The following is an 18,292-nucleotide window of genomic DNA, read 5'->3' as shown; positions in this document are numbered from 1 at the left end:
ACGCAATTAATGTTGTACAATCTGACTATTAACAGCAGTTTTACCTGAAGTTAATTTAACCAAATATAATCCTGAACTCATTGATTCAATATTAATTTGTTTTGTGATTGTGGTGTTGCTTAACACCAGTTGTTCAGCATAAACTAACTGACCGGTTGTATTATAAATTTCGAATGTAGCAGTATTACCACTCATTAAACTCATAATTTCGATAGTCACTTCGTTATTTGCAGGAACAGGGAATACATTTACTGCGATACCATTAGCATTTAAATCTTCGATGCTGATTAATCCTTCGTCGATCAAATTATCACAATCGTCATCTTTTCCATTTAATACTTCAGTAGCACCAGGATAAATATCAGGATTTGTATCATCACAGTCTAAACTATTTTCAACATAACCTGTAGGTGCATCACCTGCAACGGTAATTGATACATCCGGATTTCCATAAGTATCGCTGTCGGCATCTGCATAATAAGTATTTAAATCAACAGGTTCCATAGGCATTAAAACGATATCATCTAAATAATAACGATTATCTGCATCTATAGAATAAAAATCAACACCACCCATATTACCATCATATACTTCTGATAAAACTGAGGTGCCATTAATTTTAATTTCAATGGTATTTGCATCCATATCAATAATATGTTCAACAAGGAACCATGCATCTGCGGGATAAGTAAACGATACTTCAGCAGGTACAGTAATATCACCTGTTCCGGCAGTTGCTAAACCGAAATACACTTCTGCATTCCATGCAACACCGGGCACTTCAGTTTCCTGAATATTATAATAAGCATGTTTTCCACTTGGCACATACATTTGCCATGAAAGATTATATTTTCCGCTTGAAAGGTTACCTAATTTTAAAATAACATCGGTAACACCACCTTCAGGAATTAATGCTGCATTTGTTCCTGAATAAGCATAATCAGTACTTACCAAACCATCTTCAGCACCACCTTCAGTTCCACTCCAAGTGCTCCACCAGTCTGCATTAGGACCTAAAGCACCAATCGGATACGTATCTATATTATCACAAAATACAGCACCGGGAACATCACAAGGTTCAACAACAACTACATCTTCAGGTTTATATAAAATGTCATCAAGATAATAGGTGTTAGTACCTGACCAAGAGAAGAAGTCAACACCACCTAAATTACCTGCATAAACATCATCTAAAACCATAACGCCGTTGATATAAACTTTAATATTATTTGCATCTAAATCAACAACATGTTCAACTAAAAACCATTGGTCAACAGGATAAGAAAAAGTTGGTCCTGCTGCAGGCACAGTAAATTCGCCCTGACCTTCGGTTACATCACCAAAATATAATTCGAGGTTCCATGCAACACCCGGTACTTCAGTTTCCTGAATATTGTAATAAGCAGTTTTTCCTGAAGGCACATACATTTGCCATTCAAGGCGAACAACGCCACCACCTAAATCACCTAATTTTAAAATACAATCAGTAGAACCTGTTCCCGGAATTAATACTGAATTAGTTCCTGAGTTTGCAAAATCATCGCTCACGATACCATCTTCAGCGCCACCTTCAACACCACTCCAGGTACTCCACCAGTCGGCATAAGGACCAACTGCATCGCCTGCAGTATAAGTATCAATATTATCGCAGAAAATAGCACCAGGAATAGCGCAAGGTTCAACTACAACAATATCTTCAGGTTTATATAAAATATCATCAAGATAATATGTGTTCGTGCCTGACCATGAGAAAAAGTCGACACCACCTAAACTACCTGCATAAACATCATCTAAAACTAAAACACCGTTGATATACACTTTAATATTATCAGCATCTAAATCAACAACATGTTCAACCAAAAACCATTGGTCAACAGGATAAGAAAAAGTTGGGCCTAAAGCAGGAACAGTAAATTCGCCCTGACCATCGGTGATATCGCCGAAATATAATTCGAGATTCCAGGCAACACCGGGTACTTCAGATTCCTGAATATTATAATATGCAGAACTTCCTGAAGGCACATACATTTGCCATTCTAAACGTAAAACACCACTTGTGGCATCACCTAATTTTAAAATACAATCGGTAGAACCTGTATTTGGAATTAATACTGAATTAGTTCCTGAATAAGCGTGCGCATCGCTCACAACGCCATCTTCAGCACCACCTTCTACACCACTCCATGTGCTCCACCAGTCGGCATAAGGGCCAACTGCATCGCCGGCAGTGTAGGTATCAATATTATCACAAAAAATTGCACCGGGAATTGCACATGCCTCTGCAGGTAATTCTTCCATGAGCACAACATCATCAAAATACATTCTGTTATTTACACCGGCAGAATAAAAATCGATAGCACCTAAACTGCCCGCAAAAACGTCGGACATAATTGTTGTGCCATTTAATTTTACTTCAATGGTATTGGCATCGAGGTCGATAATATGTTCAACTAAAAACCATTCACCAACAGGATAAGTAAAGTCAGGACCAACAGGAACAATAAATGAACCATCACCTGAAGTTACGTTTCCGAAATACACTTCCATATTCCAAGCAACACCGGGCGTTTCAGATTCCTGAATATTGTAGTAACCCATGTTGCCATCAGGTATATACATTTGCCAGTTGAGATGGTATTTTCCGGTGGTCAGGTTACCTAATTTTAAGATAACATCGGTAGAACCACCTTCGGGAATAAGTGCTGAATTAGCACCGGAATAGGCATAATCGGAGCTGATTGTTCCATCTTCTGCCCCACCCTCGGTTCCGCTCCAGGTAGTAAACCAGGACGCGCCGGGACCAAGCGGGTCGCCGGAAGTATAGGCATCAAAGTTGTCGCATAAAGTAGCTCCGGGCACCAGACAAGGAGGATCAAGCTGGCCATAAGCCGCACTGCTGCCAAACAGGCCGGCTATCACTAACATTTTTAAGTAGCTTTTTTTCATAAACGTGGATTTTAGTTAAAAATAACAAATAAATGACAATTTGTTAATTTTCGTTAACTAAAATGTCAATTTTCTGCACTAAAACCCGTGTTTTCTGCAAATTTTATATGCCAAACCTTGTTAAATTTGGCGGTTGAACACACAATTTTTAAGTTAATTTTGCAGTTTATTATTAGCACACAATTTGATTGATTACCACAATGCGTCCATTATCCCAATTTTTCAAAAAAATGAAATATAAAATTGCAAGTTTGCTGTTGTTATTTAAAATTCAGGGCGAAGTTGCAGCACAACCGGATGCCGGAAAATTTGAGCCGGAAATAAATTATTACAAACACGCAGATGATACTTCAAAAATTCCTGAACATCCAATTGTTTTTATTGGCAGTTCATCTATAAAAAACTGGATTGATTTAGATAGTTCTTTTGCAGGATATCCTGTTTTAAATCGGGGTTTTGGTGGGTCAACATTAAATGACCAAATTAAATATGCGAATGATATTGCCTTAAAACACGATGCAAAACAATTTGTAATTTATTGTGGTGAAAACGATTTTGCGAATGAATATAATGTGACGCCGGAAATTGTATTTGAACGATTTAAAACATTATACGGCATCATCAGAGCTAAATATCCGGAAACACCAATTGTTTATATCGGATTAAAACCGAGTCCGTCGAAATTAGGTATGATGAGTAAAATATTTGCATACAATACACTTGTTCAGGCATTTATAGCCAATGAACAAAACATTGTATATGCGGATGTGTTTACGCCAATGCTTGCGGCAGACGGGCAACCTGACATCACTTTATTTTTTGAAGATAAATTGCATATGAATCGAAAGGGTTACCGGTTGTGGTCGGAAATAGTAAAACCATTACTGGTGCAATAAAATAAAAAATCCGTGTTTAAAGTTAAACACGGATTTTTTATTGGAATTAAATATTTAATTAATGTGCAAGAATAATTTTTTCTGTTGCAATAATTATTCCTTCATCACTTACCTCAACAAAATACACACCATCAGCATTACCTGATAAGTCGATAAATGCATCGTCGCTTATTGTAGTAGATAAAATTAATCTGCCTGCAATATCACGAACGGAAATTAAATCGCCACTGGTAACGCCATCAATATAAAACACACCTGAACCAGGGTTAGGATATATTTCCATTGCCGGAGCAACTTCACCTTCGCGTAAAGGGTTAGTGGTAAAGTTTGTTCCGTTTACTGTGAAATTACCCGGTGCACCAGGACATTTATTGCGTACTTTATAAGTATAAGTTGTGCTTGGCGATAAACCGGTTAAAGTTTTATTTGAAGTAGCTGCATTCACACTGGTAAATGCGCCCGGGCCCGCAGGTTTGTATAATACTTTATAACTTGTTGCACCAACATCGTCCCAATCTATTGTTGCAGTTGTTGACGTTACAGCAGTAACAACCAATCCGGTTGCACCGGTACAATTATCATCAACAAATGTTTCACCTTCTACGTTACAACCTTGTGCATCAGAAACTGTAACGGTATAAGTTCCTGAAGGTAAACCGGAAATATCCTGAGTTGTAGATCCATTTGACCAACTATAACTATAAGGTGTAACTCCACCTGTTACGGTTAAATTAATTGCACCGTTTGAAGTTGTTGGTGCTGCATTATCTGTTACTAAAAAACTTAAATCAATATTTGAACATTTATCTACTACGTGATAAATTTCGCCGCTGCTTAATGATGAACAATAAATTTCACCATCAACACCTTCACCAAAAGATGAAATACCATCAAATGCAAAATCACTCATTGCACTGATCCATCCACCTGCGCCATTGCTAACGGTAGTCCACCAGTTTCCGGTAACATAATCACAAAAAATATAATAGCCATACATTCCGGGATTTTGTGTTCCGCGATAAACATAACCGCCGGTAATTGCAAATCCGCCTGCACCAAATGAGTGGTCGTAAACATAAATTGGAAAATCATAATCACCCATTACACCGCAACCTGCTACGTTGTAAGTTGAATTTCCTTCATAACAACGCCAGCCCCAGTTTTCACCTGCAGGTGAACCGGCCTGATGAAAATCAACTTCTTCCCAAGCACCTTGTCCAACATCACCGATCCATAAATCGCCGGTTAATCTGTCGAACGTAAAACGCCATGGATTACGTAAACCATATTGATAAATTTCGTCATCTCCGGTAATTCCAACAAATGGATTATCGGCTGGTATTGAATAAGGCACTGTGCTCACATCGATGCGTAACATTTTACCCAATTTTTGGTCGGTAATATCCTGTGCACGATTGCCCGGGTCACCACCACTTCCACCATCACCTGTTCCAATATATAAATATCCGTCAGGACCAAATTCTAAATTACCACCATTATGATTTGTGAATGGTTGAACAATAGATAATAAAATAACTTCACTTGCCACATCAGCAATATTCGGATTAACTGCGTTTCTGGTATAACGTGCAATTACTGTATTTCCGGTGCCGGTATTATTGGTATAGTTCACATAAAAATATCCGTTTACGGCATAATTCGGGTCGAATGCGAGGCCTAATAAACCCTGTTCGCTGCCGGAAGATTTTACCTTGGAATCGATATCTAAAAATAAAGAAGAAGTTCCATCGGTATTTAAAATACGGATATATCCATCTTGTTCAACAATAAATAAACGGCTGTCACCAGCGTTGGCAATATCAACCGGCGAATTAAACCCGGGCGAAGGCAACACTTCCAGATCAAGTACAGGCTGAGCATACATAGCGGTGCTCAAACCCAAAGCTGCAATGGTCAGCAATTTGCGTAATTTGTTTTGCATACAATAAATTTAAATGTTAATGATTAAAAGTTTACAGTGTGTTGTATCTCCTGAAAAGAATTAGTAAACCGAAGATAAGCAATCATATTTGAAAAAAACAAATATTTTGCGGTTTTGATGAAAAAACAGGCCCTGAACTGAAGCTTTAGCAGGAAAATTTTAGCGGGCATGATGAAAAATAAAAAAGGGGTTAATATTTAAATCAACCCCTTAAAAATAAATTAATAATTAATTATTGCACTAAAATATCTTTGGTATAATCTTTTCCGTTGACAGTAACTTTTACAATTGCATTACCTTTAAATCCATCAGGCAATTTTATATTTTCAACAAAGTCCATATCCATTAATGTAACCGGTTGTTCCAGAATTAATTTACCGGTCATATCATATACTTTAATGCGCACATCATCTTCATGCACGTGCATCATGACCACCTGAAATTCACCTGAATTTGGATTTGGATATACACCCATTTGTGTTACGTGTTCTTCTTGCGCAGGTGCTTCGGAATTTGTTCCACTGTCATCAGTTTTAAGCACTAATGTTGTAAACGTTTGTGTTGCGGAAAACGGGCTGCTACCCAACGCACAAATTGTTTTTACTTTGTATTGATAGGTAGTTGCAGGTGATAACCCAACTAATGTTTTGTTTGTAGTTGTTGCATTTTTTTTCAGCCATGTTGGCGTGCCTACAGGGCGATATTGAATTTGATATTTTGTAGCTCCTGCAACTGCACTCCATGATATTTTAGCAGATGTAGAAGTTATCATTGTGCTTGTTACACCGGTTGGTGTTGCACAGGTTGGCGGTGCACAGGTAACTGTTATAGTACCGGCCATTCCTGTTCCTCCTGCACCACCATGAAAATCGCAATAATAAGCGTAGGTTCCTGCTGTGGTTAAAACAATATTCTGGTTTATTAACGCACCACTCATGGTAAAGGTGGTCCAGGCAGCGGTTTCAGAAACAACAGGATGTGTACCGTTAACGCGATGAAATTGAATGGTATCATTACAATTTACTGTTAACGCATTTGGACTGAATACAAAATTGGAAACATTTATTATGTGAATAGTGGCCTTTGCTGCCATAAACACAAAACAAAAAGAAATGAGTAAAAATAATTTTTTCATTTGAGTAGGTTTTAGATGTTAAATCTAAACTTAAGCCTGTTGAAATCCTAATTTATTTGATGAATTTTCATTTTTTATCAATGGTTAATAAATTGTAAACTGCTTATAATTTTTTGCATATGTTAAAATTATAAATTGTTATTTGATGATGATTAATGATATAAATTGCTGATAATCAGGCAAATACAAACAATAAATACCATTCGGTATATTATTTAGGTCAAGATAACCATCAGAGGTTGTTTGGTAAGTTCCAAGCAATTTTCCCTGTAAATCGATTACCGTTACATCCGTTATATTATTGATTCCACTTAGTGTAAATAAACCTGAATTTGGGTTTGGATAGATATTAATTGTTTCAGCAAATTCCCCTTCCTTTAGTGGTGCTGTTATAAAATTTCCATTTGCGGTAAAACTTCCGGGTGCGCCGGGACATTTATTTCTTATTTTAAATGTATATGCAGTTGATGGTGATAATCCGGAAATAGTAATTGAAGAAACAGGTGTATTTATTTGTGTAAATGCTCCCGGACCAACCGGTTTGTATAATACACGATATCCTGTTGCACCAACATCATCCCAATTAATAAATACTGTAGTTGCGGTTGGGGTAGATGTTATTCCTGTTGCGGCTTGACAATTATTTTCTACGATTACACTATCGGTAAAAGTACATCCTTCGTTATCGGTAATTGTCACTGCATAAGTGCCAGCATTTAATCCGGAAATATCTTCAGTTGTTGCGCCATTGCTCCAGATAAAATTATACGGAGCAGTTCCGCCAATAACATTTAAATTAATTGCTCCATTATTTATTGTTGGTGCATTTGCGTTGGTAACAGTAAAATTTGCACTGAACGCATTACATAAATCTACAACCTGATAAATATTTCCTGTTTCATTTACGCAGGCAAAAATTTCGCCATTTACATCTTCACCAAAGGAAGTAATATGATCAATGATATAATCATAAAATGTATTAATAAATCCGCCGGCACCATCCGGTTCTAATGTCCAGAAATTGCCACTGATATAATCGCAAAAAATATATTTACCGTATAATTCGGGGAATGTTGTGCCACGATAAACATATCCTCCAGTAATAGCAAATCCGCCATCATTAATATCATGCGGATAAACAAAAACCGGGAAGTCGAAATCAGGCACAATGGTATCGCATAAAGTACCTTCACGCAACATATTTCCTTCGTAACATTTCCATCCGAAGTTCATAAATTCGGCAGTATCATGAGCAATAAAATTTATTTCTTCCCAACTATCTGCGCCTACATCTGCAATCCAGAGGTCACCGGTTAATCGGTCGAAATTACTCCTCCACGGGTTGCGCAAACCCATAGCCCAAATTTCATCGTCGCCAATGGCATCAACAAAATGATTATCCTCCGGAATGGCATAGGGAATACCCTCATCTACATTAATGCGCAAAATTTTTCCCAATTTATTATCCGTGATGTCCTGTGAACGGTTATGTCCGGCTCCACCCCCATCGCCCATTGAAATGTATAAATATCCATCCGGTCCAAAATTTAAATCGCCGCCGTTATGATTAGATGCCGGTTGGTCCATAAACAATAAATTGAGCTCTGAAGCAGGATCAGCACTTTCGGAATCACCAATGGAGCGACTAAAACGAGAAATATGGGTATCGCCGGCTAAGTCGGTATAATTCACATAGAAATACCCATTTGAAGCATAATCCGGGTGAAAGGCAAGCCCCAAAAGGCCCTGTTCACCGCCGGTTGAGCCGACTATCGTAGTAATATCGAGGAAGGTTGCAACGGAATTGTCGCTGTATAAAATTTTTATTGTTCCACCACGCTCAACGATGAATAATCTTGAGTCGCCGGCATGTACAATGTCGAGCGGTTCATTAAAACCTGAAGTTCGGAGTTGAACGCCTAAATTGGGCTGTGCAGCGAGGGTTAGGCCGCAAAAGATAAAAAAGGTGGTAAAGGTGTTGCGCATAGAATGATTTTTGCTGTAATACTGATGAAATTAAGCCGAAATGGAGATTTTACAAAACTTATACAGATATACCATTTGCGATAGCTTTTCGTTTTATAACTTTACTTGATGTTTATGAAGTTAAAAATACTGATTGTTGGTGCTATTTGCCTTGTTTTTGCAGCATGTGAGGTGCAGGAAAATATTCAGGATGGTGCAACTGCTTATAAATTAAAAAAATATAAACTTGCGGCTGAGTTGCTGCAAAAGGATTATAACCGCGCAGAATTGCCCGATGAAAAAGCAAAACTCGCTTATCAGATAGCTGAGAGTTATAATTTTAATAATAATTATGAAAGTGCTGCTGAGTGGTATTACAAAGCTTCCGATTTGGGTTATGAAAGTATTGCGATTTTAAATTATGCGCTCATGCTTAAAGCGCAGGAAAAATATGAAGAAGCCCTTAAAGAATTTGAAAAGTATTTAATGGAAGAGCCTTATCGCAGACCGGAAATTACATTAGAAATAGAAGCCAGTGAAAAAGCAATTGCATGGAAACAACGTCAGGAAAATGAATATGAACGCGATACTTATGTAACGGAATTAACGGTACTAAATAGTGGTACTGCAGATTTTAACCCTGTTATATTTCAAAACGATAAACTCATTATTACTTCCTCAAGAGAAACAAGCACCGGTGAAAATAAAGATTCGTGGACGGGCGATAAATTTTATGATTTATATGTGAGTGATATAAAAGATGCAAACAGTTTTACGGCACCTGAATTATTTAAAGGTCCGTTTAATTCTGAATATAATGATGGCACTTTAGCATTCAATAAAGATTATACTGAGGTTTATTTTACACGTTGCGGCAGCACCGACAGGAAAGTTGATGATTATTGTGGTATTTACGTGAGTAATCTGCAACCTGATGGCGGATGGGCTGAACCGATTGCATTGCCGTTTTTTGATGATACGATGAATATTGGCACACCTTGTTTATCGCCTGATGGTAATACCTTGTTTTTTGCAGCAACAAATCCGGATGGTTATGGTGGTGCAGATTTATATATGAGTAAACGTACGGAATCGGGCTGGGATGCGGCGAGTAATATTGGACAGGTTATTAATACTTCCGGTAATGAAGTGTTTCCGTATTTTGATATTGAAGGCAATTTTTATTTTTCGAGCGATAAACATCCGGGTATGGGTGGATTGGATATTTTTTCCGCTACTTGGAAAAATGGCAAATTCAGCAATATTAGAAATTTAGAATATCCGATAAATTCGGGTGCTGATGATTTTGGATATATTTTGCTGGATAAAAAACGATTTGTAAACAGTGATACTTTAAGCGCAGGATATTTTTCATCGAACCGCAAAGGTGGAATGGGTGATGATGATATTTATTTGTTTGTGAAAACAAAAAAGAAATTACCGCCACCGGTTTATGTGTTAGAAGGAAAAGTTTTTCAAAAAGTATATAGTGATTCACTGGATGTAAATAGTGCGGTATTAGATACTATTCCTTTGGATAATGCGATTGCAACTTTAAGTTATCCGGATGTATTAACCTTGTTAGGTAAATGGAATTTAAAAGATGAAAACGGATTTTCGGTTCAGGTTGATTCGTTAAAAGATTACAAATTGACCGGTATGAAAGAAGGTTATTTTAATAATACTTCTTTTACTTCAACCAAAACAGTTAAAGGTAAACCCGGCGATACTGTTTTTGTTTATGCTGAAGTGGTATTAGATAAAATTCCAATTGCCATCGGCGAAAAAGCGGGAGAAATTAAACTGAAAAATATTTATTACGATTATAATGATTCGTCACTGCGGGCTGAATCGTTTCCGGAACTGGATAAATTAGTGAAATTGTTAAATGAAAATCCCGGATTAAATATTCAGTTAAATTCACATACCGATTCGCGCGGTATTGATAAATATAATGAAAAACTCAGTCGCGGTCGCGCAAATAGCGTTGTAAAATATCTTATTGACCATGGCATTGCTGCTGAGCGTTTAACCTTTAAAGGGTATGGCGAAAGTTCACCAAGCACCCTAACCTCCGATGAAACATTACCTGACGGCACCATTGTTCCGAAAGGCAGTGTATTAACGGAGGCATTTATCAATAAATACAAAGCCAAAAAAGACAATTTCGAATATCTGCATCAATTAAATAGAAGGACTACTTTTCAGGTTACTAGTGCGACGATGAATTTAGAGTCTGAGTAATGTGCTAATGAGTTAATGTGCTGATATGCTAATTAAACAGCCGGTTTATGTACCAATAAAACAGCCGGTAACACGGAGTTCACAAAGGAACAGCACGCAGAGAAACGCAGAGGGATTTATCGAATGGTATTTCATTTTAATTTTAATGAGTTACAATAGAGATTAATTCGATTATACGAATAATTCTCCGTGCACTTTGCGTGTATTTTCTTTGTGCCCCGATAGCTATCGGGGTTGTGGTTAAAAAAAATAATTTCCTAATTTGTCGGATTGAAATTATCAATTTGATTAATTAAATTTTCACTCATTAAATTTACTTCCCTTAGGCGCTCGGTAAGGTTGGAAGGGGATGGCGAAGAGATTACCGAGGGTGTTGTTTTCTTGTGGTGACATGTGGGTGTCGATGCCGTAGTGGATTTTGTCGGGGGGAAGGGTTTTAAAGGTGCCGAAGAGGCGATCCCAGATGGAAAATATGTTGCCGTAATTGGAATCGGTGTAAGGCTGCACAAAATGATGATGCACTTTATGCATGTTTGGTGAAACAATGAGCAGACTGATGCCTTTATCGAGCCAAGATGGTAATTTAATATTGGCATGATTAAATTGCGATAGAATTACAGAAACCGATTGATATAACATCACTAACCACATTGGTGCGCCGACAATGCCGACTGCCAATACCGTAAAAAATAATCGAAAAATACTTTCACCGGGATGATGTCGGTTGGCAGATGTGGTATCGATAAACGTATCGGAATGATGAATGAGATGAAAACGCCACATCCATTTTATTTTATGTTCTACATAATGCACCGTGTAGGCGCCAATTAAATCGAGTAATAATAAACCGACAATGGTATATAGGAATAAGGAAACATGTACATGTGTGAGTATGCCGAAATTATGTTGAATAGACCAGTCGCCAATTTTTACTATCGTAAATGCGAATAAAAAATTTACAATTATTGTAGTGAATGTAAATACAAGATTTATTCCTGCATGACTGAGCTTTTTATAATTGAATTTAAATAAAGGACCTGCATATTCAATCAAATAAAAAAACAACATGCCGCCAAATAAAATGAGCGAGCGGTGTAAGCTGGAAATGGTTTCAAAATAATTTACAAGCTGTTGCATACTAGTAGACTTAGCACCCTAAGGTAAAAAGATTTTACCATTTGCACTGTTAAATGCGCATGCATAACATTAATCTTCCAACACCACAGCCCCCGGGTTCATTACCTGACCGACATATTTATGTGATGGTGATGGTAAAAATTCTCCAAGCCCGAGGGTTGGCCATGCAGCATCAATTTTTTCGATTATTGCTTTGTCCATGGCAATAACATTGGGCCAGTCGCGCTGAAAATCATCGTATTTTTTTGTTTTGCGTGTGCCATCGATACTACAATGAGAAATACCGTATTTCCCTTTCGGCGATAAAAACATATCGCGACGCGGGTCGATATTATTTGCGGTGTTCCAGGTAACTACACCAAAATCGCTTACTTCTACAACATCATCTACATAAATAATAAATTTCACCTGATTGATGCCTTCTTCCAATACCAGTTGCTGATGCAGTGAACTGATATGCGCCGGTTTACTTTTTTTAACACCAATGGCAATAAATGAAAATCCTGCTTTTAATAAATCGGTATTGATACCGGTTATTTCAGGATATTTATTTTGTAGCTCAGCGTTATTAATGGTAACCGATTTGGTATCGACAGGCATTTTTGTCTCGTTATTTTTATCGGTAGCGTCGATACACACTTTCGAGCCGAAAGCAAATTTGCTGCAGCTATGATCGAGCACATCCATTGGTCCGGCGCTGAAATAAATGTCGTTGGCAGGGTCAACATTATTGCTTAAATAAGCTGCAACGGTTGCGTAATTGTGAATATCAATTTTATCGGTAATGACCAATATTTTATTAAACATCATTTGTCCGGCGCCCCACATGGCATTCATTACTTTTTGTGCGTGGCCTTCGTATTCAGTTTTTATTTTTACGATGGTGAGGTTATGAAAAACACCTTCAATTGGTAATTCCATATCTTCCACTTCCGGCAACATGGTTAATTTAATTGGGGTGATAAAAATGCGTTCTGTTGCTTTACCAATCCACGCATCTTCTTGTGGCGGAATACCAACAATGGTAGAAGGATAAACAGCATTTTTTTTATGTGTAATACAAGTGATGTGAAATTTAGGATAATAATCGGCTAAAGAATAATAACCGGTATGATCGCCAAATGGCCCTTCTAAAATAAAATCTTCTTCAGGGTCAACATAACCTTCAATAATAAAATCGGCATCGGCAGGAACGTATAAATCGTTGGTGATACATTTTACCAATTCCACTTTCCGTTTGCGAATAAAACCTGCTAATAAATATTCATCAACATTTGGTGGCAGTGGAGCAGTTGCACAATATGTATACACCGGATCACCACCTAAAGCAACGGATACCGGCATACGCTTACCTAATTTTTTATATTTATTAAAATGACCTGCACTTACTTTATGTTTATGCCAATGCATGCCGGTTAATTTTGGTCCGAACACCTGCATGCGGTACATACCTACATTTCGGATATTATTTTCGGGGTCGATGGTATGAATTACGGGAAGTGTAATAAACGGTCCGCCATCGGCAGGCCAGCAGGTCATAACCGGTAATTTTGTAATGTCCGGATCCTGCATAATTACCTGTTGACACTCACCTTTACCTTTAATTGTTTTCGGCATAAAGGATGCTACTTTTCCGAGTTCGGGTAATAACATCACTTTTTCCATTAAACTATTTTTTGGGGATGTCATTTTTTTGAACAGCGATTCAATATCGTTTCCAATATCGTCGAGGTCGTTTACGCCGAGTGCGAGGCACATGCGCTTGTAAGAACCCATACTATTTATGAGTAAAGGAAATTCGGTTCCGGTATTTTCGAATAATAATGCCGGTTTATCTGATTTAATATAGCGGTCGGCGATTTCGGTTATTTCGAGGTTGGGATTTACATATTCTTTAACACGTACCAGTTCACCTTCTTTTTCGAGGAGGTCGATAAATTGCTGTAGATTTCGGTATGACATAATTATACAACAAAGGTAGGGAAAGAAGGTTCTAATGTGCTAATGTGCTAATGTGTTGATGTGCTGATGTGCTAATTAAACAGCCGAATTTGAGTGGGCATTTCATTCGGAGGCTTAATTAATGTGCGAATGTACCTATGTACCAATGTACCAATGGAACAGCCGATTAATGTGCTAATGTGCTGATGTGCTGATATGCTGATTGAACAGCCGATTTTGAGTGAGGATTTTATTCGGAGCTCTTGATAATGTGCGAAGGTACCGATGTACCAATGCACCAATGGAACAGCCGATTTTGAGTAGGAATGTCATTCGGAGCTCCTGTTGGGGCTAATCAATATTAGCCCGGCTCATAATTAAATGATATATCATTAATTAAACAACCGAATTTCGAAGCCCGATTACCATCCAACCATCGAACCCACATTTGCTAATTTGCTAATCAGCTAATTTGCTAATTCACCATTCGGAGCTCCCGTAGGGGCTGACCCATGTGTCAGCCAATGATGCTGTCAATTGATTATTCCTAGAAATAAACAACCGAATTTCGAAGCCCGATTGCCATCCAACCACCACACCCCATCAGCTAATTTGCTAATCGACAAATTTGCTAATTCATACCAGGTGTCCCGGTTTGCAGTTTGGAGGTTGATAAAATGGATGCAGTGAATTCTAGCCCGGATCGGAACGAAAACAAACTTACTAATGTGCTGATGTGCAAATGTGCTAATGTGCTGATTGAACAGCCGGTTTTGAGTATAATGAAGCAAGTAAAGTTTGTTGCAGTGGAGAGCCGGTTGGGAATGTGATAGTGTGGGGGATGTTGATGCTCCAAAAAAATAAGCCCCCCCGAACCACCAGGAGGGCTTTTGCTTCACTGACAATCATTAAAACCTAAAACCAAAACTTAAAAGGAAATTATTTAAAGATTTATTTATTGTTGCCCCTTCGTTTACGCCTGCACCGTTGTCGTATACATATTGTGTATCGTATTCGGTCACATTACTGTGCGCAAAACCGAGGTCAATAAAATAAGATTCTTCTTTAATTCCGACACCGGCAGTCCAGGTATTTTTTGAAAAATCTGCACCTTCTGCTGCAATACCATCGTTAAATGGTGTGCTGCTCATAATATAACCGCCGCGAAAACGGAACACATCGTAAGTTAATTCACCGCCTAAACGGATGGTTGACGATGCGCCGTATTTTGTGTCTATATTGGTATTAATTGTATTTTCATAAGATAAATCGCCGCCATCTAATGTTCTGTTGAAATTATAAGCTGCTTCACTATAATCTACAAATTCATATTCTGCGGAAATAAATCCGATATTTTTAATTGTAACGGCACCACTTGCAATTACTCTCCATGGTGTTACGAGTTCGTAACTGTATTCACCGATTGGCGAATCGTAAGAATAAGAACCGCTGCCTTCTAAATCGCTGCTCATGGTAGAAATATAATTATCGGTTAAACCGTATAATGTTGGTGAATGCACTGCAGCACCTAAGCGGAAATTATCGTTGATGCGATAAATTAATCCGAATTTTGCGTTAATACCTGTTCCATAAGTTTCGCTGATATCGGTTAATGTAAATGATTGAAAATCGTTGTATTCACTATTTACATCTTCTTCGTTATAAATTGAAGTATTTACGTAACTGATATGCGGAATTCCGATTGTTGCACCAACATATAAACGGTTGCCATAATTTCCACCGAAAGTAATTGCGGTTTCATTTATTCCACCTTGTGTTAAAATTGATTTTGATTGTTGCAATCTGCCATCAACAACAGGATAATATTGTGTTGAATCGAGTGCAGTGGGATTTAATAAATATGTTTCCCATGCAAGACCTGCTCCAAACGGGTCTTTATCATATACATCGCCGGGATTTGTTCCGCCGTTGCCATTAATATAATCGGCATATGAATTTAATAAAGAAGAACCTTCATTAAATCCGGAATAATACACTGAGCTGTTAAAATTTGCAATTCGGTTAAAAGAAATTCCGAATCCGCCGCCAACCCATCCTGTTGTTGCATGTTCTTTACCTTTATTTACGCCGGCAAAAACAATTCCTGCATTATTGATGGTGAATTTATATTTATCGTCGCTTGCAGTTGAGCCGTAATATTTACTATCGGAATTAATGCTGAGCAAACCGGGTGTAATAACAAATTCAGAACTGCGGTAAATTCCGATACCGGCGGGGTTCATACTAAATGTGCTCATATCGCCACCGAGGGCACCGTAAGCATTTCCTGAACCGAGTGACCTGGCTGTTCCACCAAAGTCGATCATGGAATAGCGGAGTGCATCAACATCACTTTGTGCAAATAAAGATGCGGACAAAGCAGTAGCTATAACCATTGTAAAAATCTTGCGCATGGTTTAAAATTTTAGTGTTTTTTAATGTTGATTAATTACCGCCGCCTCTCTTGTTAGAGGTAGAGCCACCACCACCTGATGATGACCTGCTACCACTTGAAGAAGATCCGCTGCTGCGTGTTGAACTTCCGCCGCCATTGTTATATGTTCCTTTACTTCCTGATGAAGAACCTGATGATTTAGGTGCTTCGTAAGTTGGACGTGAAGGTTTAGCAGGTTGCTCATATGTTTTGGTGCCATTTGATTTTGGCTGTTCATATGTATTTGTTTTACCGCCATTTTGTTTTGGCTGCTCGTAAGTTCTTACCGGTGCTTGTTCAGTATTTTGTTTTACTGCACCACCTTGTGGACGAGTTTGGTCGCCTGCAGGACGGTAAGCATCGTTGCTACCATTGTTAGCCGGTTTAGTTGTATTGGCAGCGGGACGGTTGTCGTTAGAAGGAACCGGTTTTGAAACGGTATTATAACTACCATCGCGCACACCGCGGTCAGTTTTAACATCTGCTGCTACAGGAGTATTGTCGGCAACTGCAGGTTTAGCATCGGCGCTGTAATATTTAATTACTTTAACACCGCTGTTTTCTTTAACAACACCTGCACCGGCAACTGTAGGTTGGTCGATTGCAACTGCACCCGGTTTTACGAAGTTTCCAGAGCTAACTGCATCGGCTTTAGTTACATCATTTTTAACTGTAGTAACTGAAGGTGCATCACCTGCTGAAGCAAAGTCTTCGGAACCTGCTGCTGTATTTACATCTTTTTTATCGGTAACCAGTGCACCTTTATCGGTAAGCACGTGATTGATATCAGCGTTATGCGCTTTGTCGTAACCTGCGTCTAAAATATCGGCAGAAGCTACGCCAGTATTGGTATTTGAACCGGTTGAGGTGTTTGGACCATAATAGTAATCGTCGCTATAACCATAATAACCGTCGTTACCGTAGTTGCCACCATAGTAGCCATCGTTGTAACCATCGTAATAACCGTTGTTGTAGCCATTCCAGTAGCTGCCATAGTATCCACCGTATCCGTAACCGTAACCGTAGTAAGGGTTATACCAAGGATCGTAATAACCATAGTAACCAGGGTAGCAATAACCGTAGTTATAAGGATAGTAAGAGCCGTAACCCCAGCCTATACCTACGTTCCAGCCGTAAGATGGTCCCCAGAAAGGGTCGTAATAGTAAGGTGAATAACAATGCGAATAATATCCGAAACCATAGTTTGGATAGTAAAAACGATACAAACTAGATGTGTAGTAATAATCATCATAGTCGTTGTCGTCGTAATAATTGTTCACGATGTAAGTATTTCCTTCTTCATCATAATATTCATCAGATGTTGTAGGAAATTCTTCGCCGCTGCGATAACCGTTATCATCTGCTGCTGGTTCGTTATATTCATAACTACCGGTGTTGCCGGGATAGGTAGAATACTGGTCGGATGAAGAACTGGTTGAAGTGGTTGTGGTTGTAATGACCTCTGCAGGGATTTCATCACCTGAAGAGAAGTAAATATCGTCAGTTGAAGATCCCTGTGATGCTGTCTGGGTAGCACAGGAAGTAGCGAAAAAGCCCAGCGCTGCGAGGATTGGAAGGTATCTTAATTTCATAACTGATATTTTAATTGTTTAATTAAATCTGTTTACTGTGGCTGCAATTATTAATTTTGC

The 18,292-nt window shown here is 38.3% G+C and carries 10 protein-coding genes; 2 read left to right on the top strand and 8 right to left on the bottom strand.

Annotated elements, in window-relative coordinates; all coding sequences use genetic code 11:
- Positions 1-6: 6 nt before the first annotated feature.
- Positions 7-2,946, bottom strand: coding sequence for a T9SS type A sorting domain-containing protein (locus tag IPI65_06030; protein MBK7441085.1), 2,940 nt, complete (start codon positions 2,944-2,946; stop codon positions 7-9).
- Between the two features lie 230 nt (positions 2,947-3,176).
- Between IPI65_06030 and IPI65_06025 the strand changes: the two genes are divergently transcribed.
- A complete protein-coding gene (locus IPI65_06025; GenBank protein MBK7441084.1) occupies positions 3,177-3,842 on the top strand; it encodes a G-D-S-L family lipolytic protein in 666 nt (221 codons plus the stop codon).
- A 58-nt stretch (positions 3,843-3,900) separates the two neighbouring features.
- Here IPI65_06025 and IPI65_06020 read toward each other — a convergent pair whose 3' ends face one another.
- The 3 genes from IPI65_06020 to IPI65_06010 form a co-directional block, all read right to left on the bottom strand.
- Complete coding sequence (locus IPI65_06020; protein MBK7441083.1) at positions 3,901-5,784, bottom strand: PQQ-dependent sugar dehydrogenase; 1,884 nt, start codon at positions 5,782-5,784, stop codon at positions 3,901-3,903.
- A 232-nt stretch (positions 5,785-6,016) separates the two neighbouring features.
- On the bottom strand, positions 6,017-6,919 hold the full coding sequence (locus tag IPI65_06015; GenBank protein MBK7441082.1) for a fibronectin type III domain-containing protein: 903 nt from the start codon (positions 6,917-6,919) through the stop codon (positions 6,017-6,019).
- A 138-nt stretch (positions 6,920-7,057) separates the two neighbouring features.
- Complete coding sequence (locus IPI65_06010; protein ID MBK7441081.1) at positions 7,058-8,905, bottom strand: PQQ-dependent sugar dehydrogenase; 1,848 nt, start codon at positions 8,903-8,905, stop codon at positions 7,058-7,060.
- Between the two features lie 114 nt (positions 8,906-9,019).
- Between IPI65_06010 and IPI65_06005 the strand changes: the two genes are divergently transcribed.
- Entirely contained in the window at positions 9,020-11,128 is a 2,109-nt protein-coding gene (locus IPI65_06005) for an OmpA family protein (GenBank protein ID MBK7441080.1), read from the top strand.
- A 300-nt stretch (positions 11,129-11,428) separates the two neighbouring features.
- Here the strand turns inward: IPI65_06005 and IPI65_06000 are convergent, their stop codons facing one another.
- From IPI65_06000 to IPI65_05985, 4 genes are all read right to left on the bottom strand, one after another.
- Positions 11,429-12,265, bottom strand: coding sequence for a sterol desaturase family protein (locus tag IPI65_06000; protein ID MBK7441079.1), 837 nt, complete (start codon positions 12,263-12,265; stop codon positions 11,429-11,431).
- Positions 12,266-12,334: 69 nt separating this feature from the next.
- Positions 12,335-14,227, bottom strand: a complete 1,893-nt coding sequence (locus tag IPI65_05995; protein ID MBK7441078.1) for a menaquinone biosynthesis decarboxylase — start codon at positions 14,225-14,227, stop codon at positions 12,335-12,337.
- A gap of 887 nt (positions 14,228-15,114) precedes the next feature.
- Entirely contained in the window at positions 15,115-16,620 is a 1,506-nt protein-coding gene (locus IPI65_05990) for a hypothetical protein (protein MBK7441077.1), read from the bottom strand.
- A gap of 31 nt (positions 16,621-16,651) precedes the next feature.
- Positions 16,652-18,232 (bottom strand): hypothetical protein, encoded by a 1,581-nt coding sequence (locus tag IPI65_05985; GenBank protein ID MBK7441076.1) that lies wholly within the window; start codon positions 18,230-18,232, stop codon positions 16,652-16,654.
- Positions 18,233-18,292: the final 60 nt, after the last annotated feature.

This window comes from Bacteroidota bacterium, assembly GCA_016706255.1.
GTDB lineage: Bacteria > Bacteroidota > Bacteroidia > Chitinophagales > BACL12 > UBA7236.
Note: the sequence above shows the minus strand (reverse complement) of the source record. Positions and strands in the feature narration are given on the sequence as shown.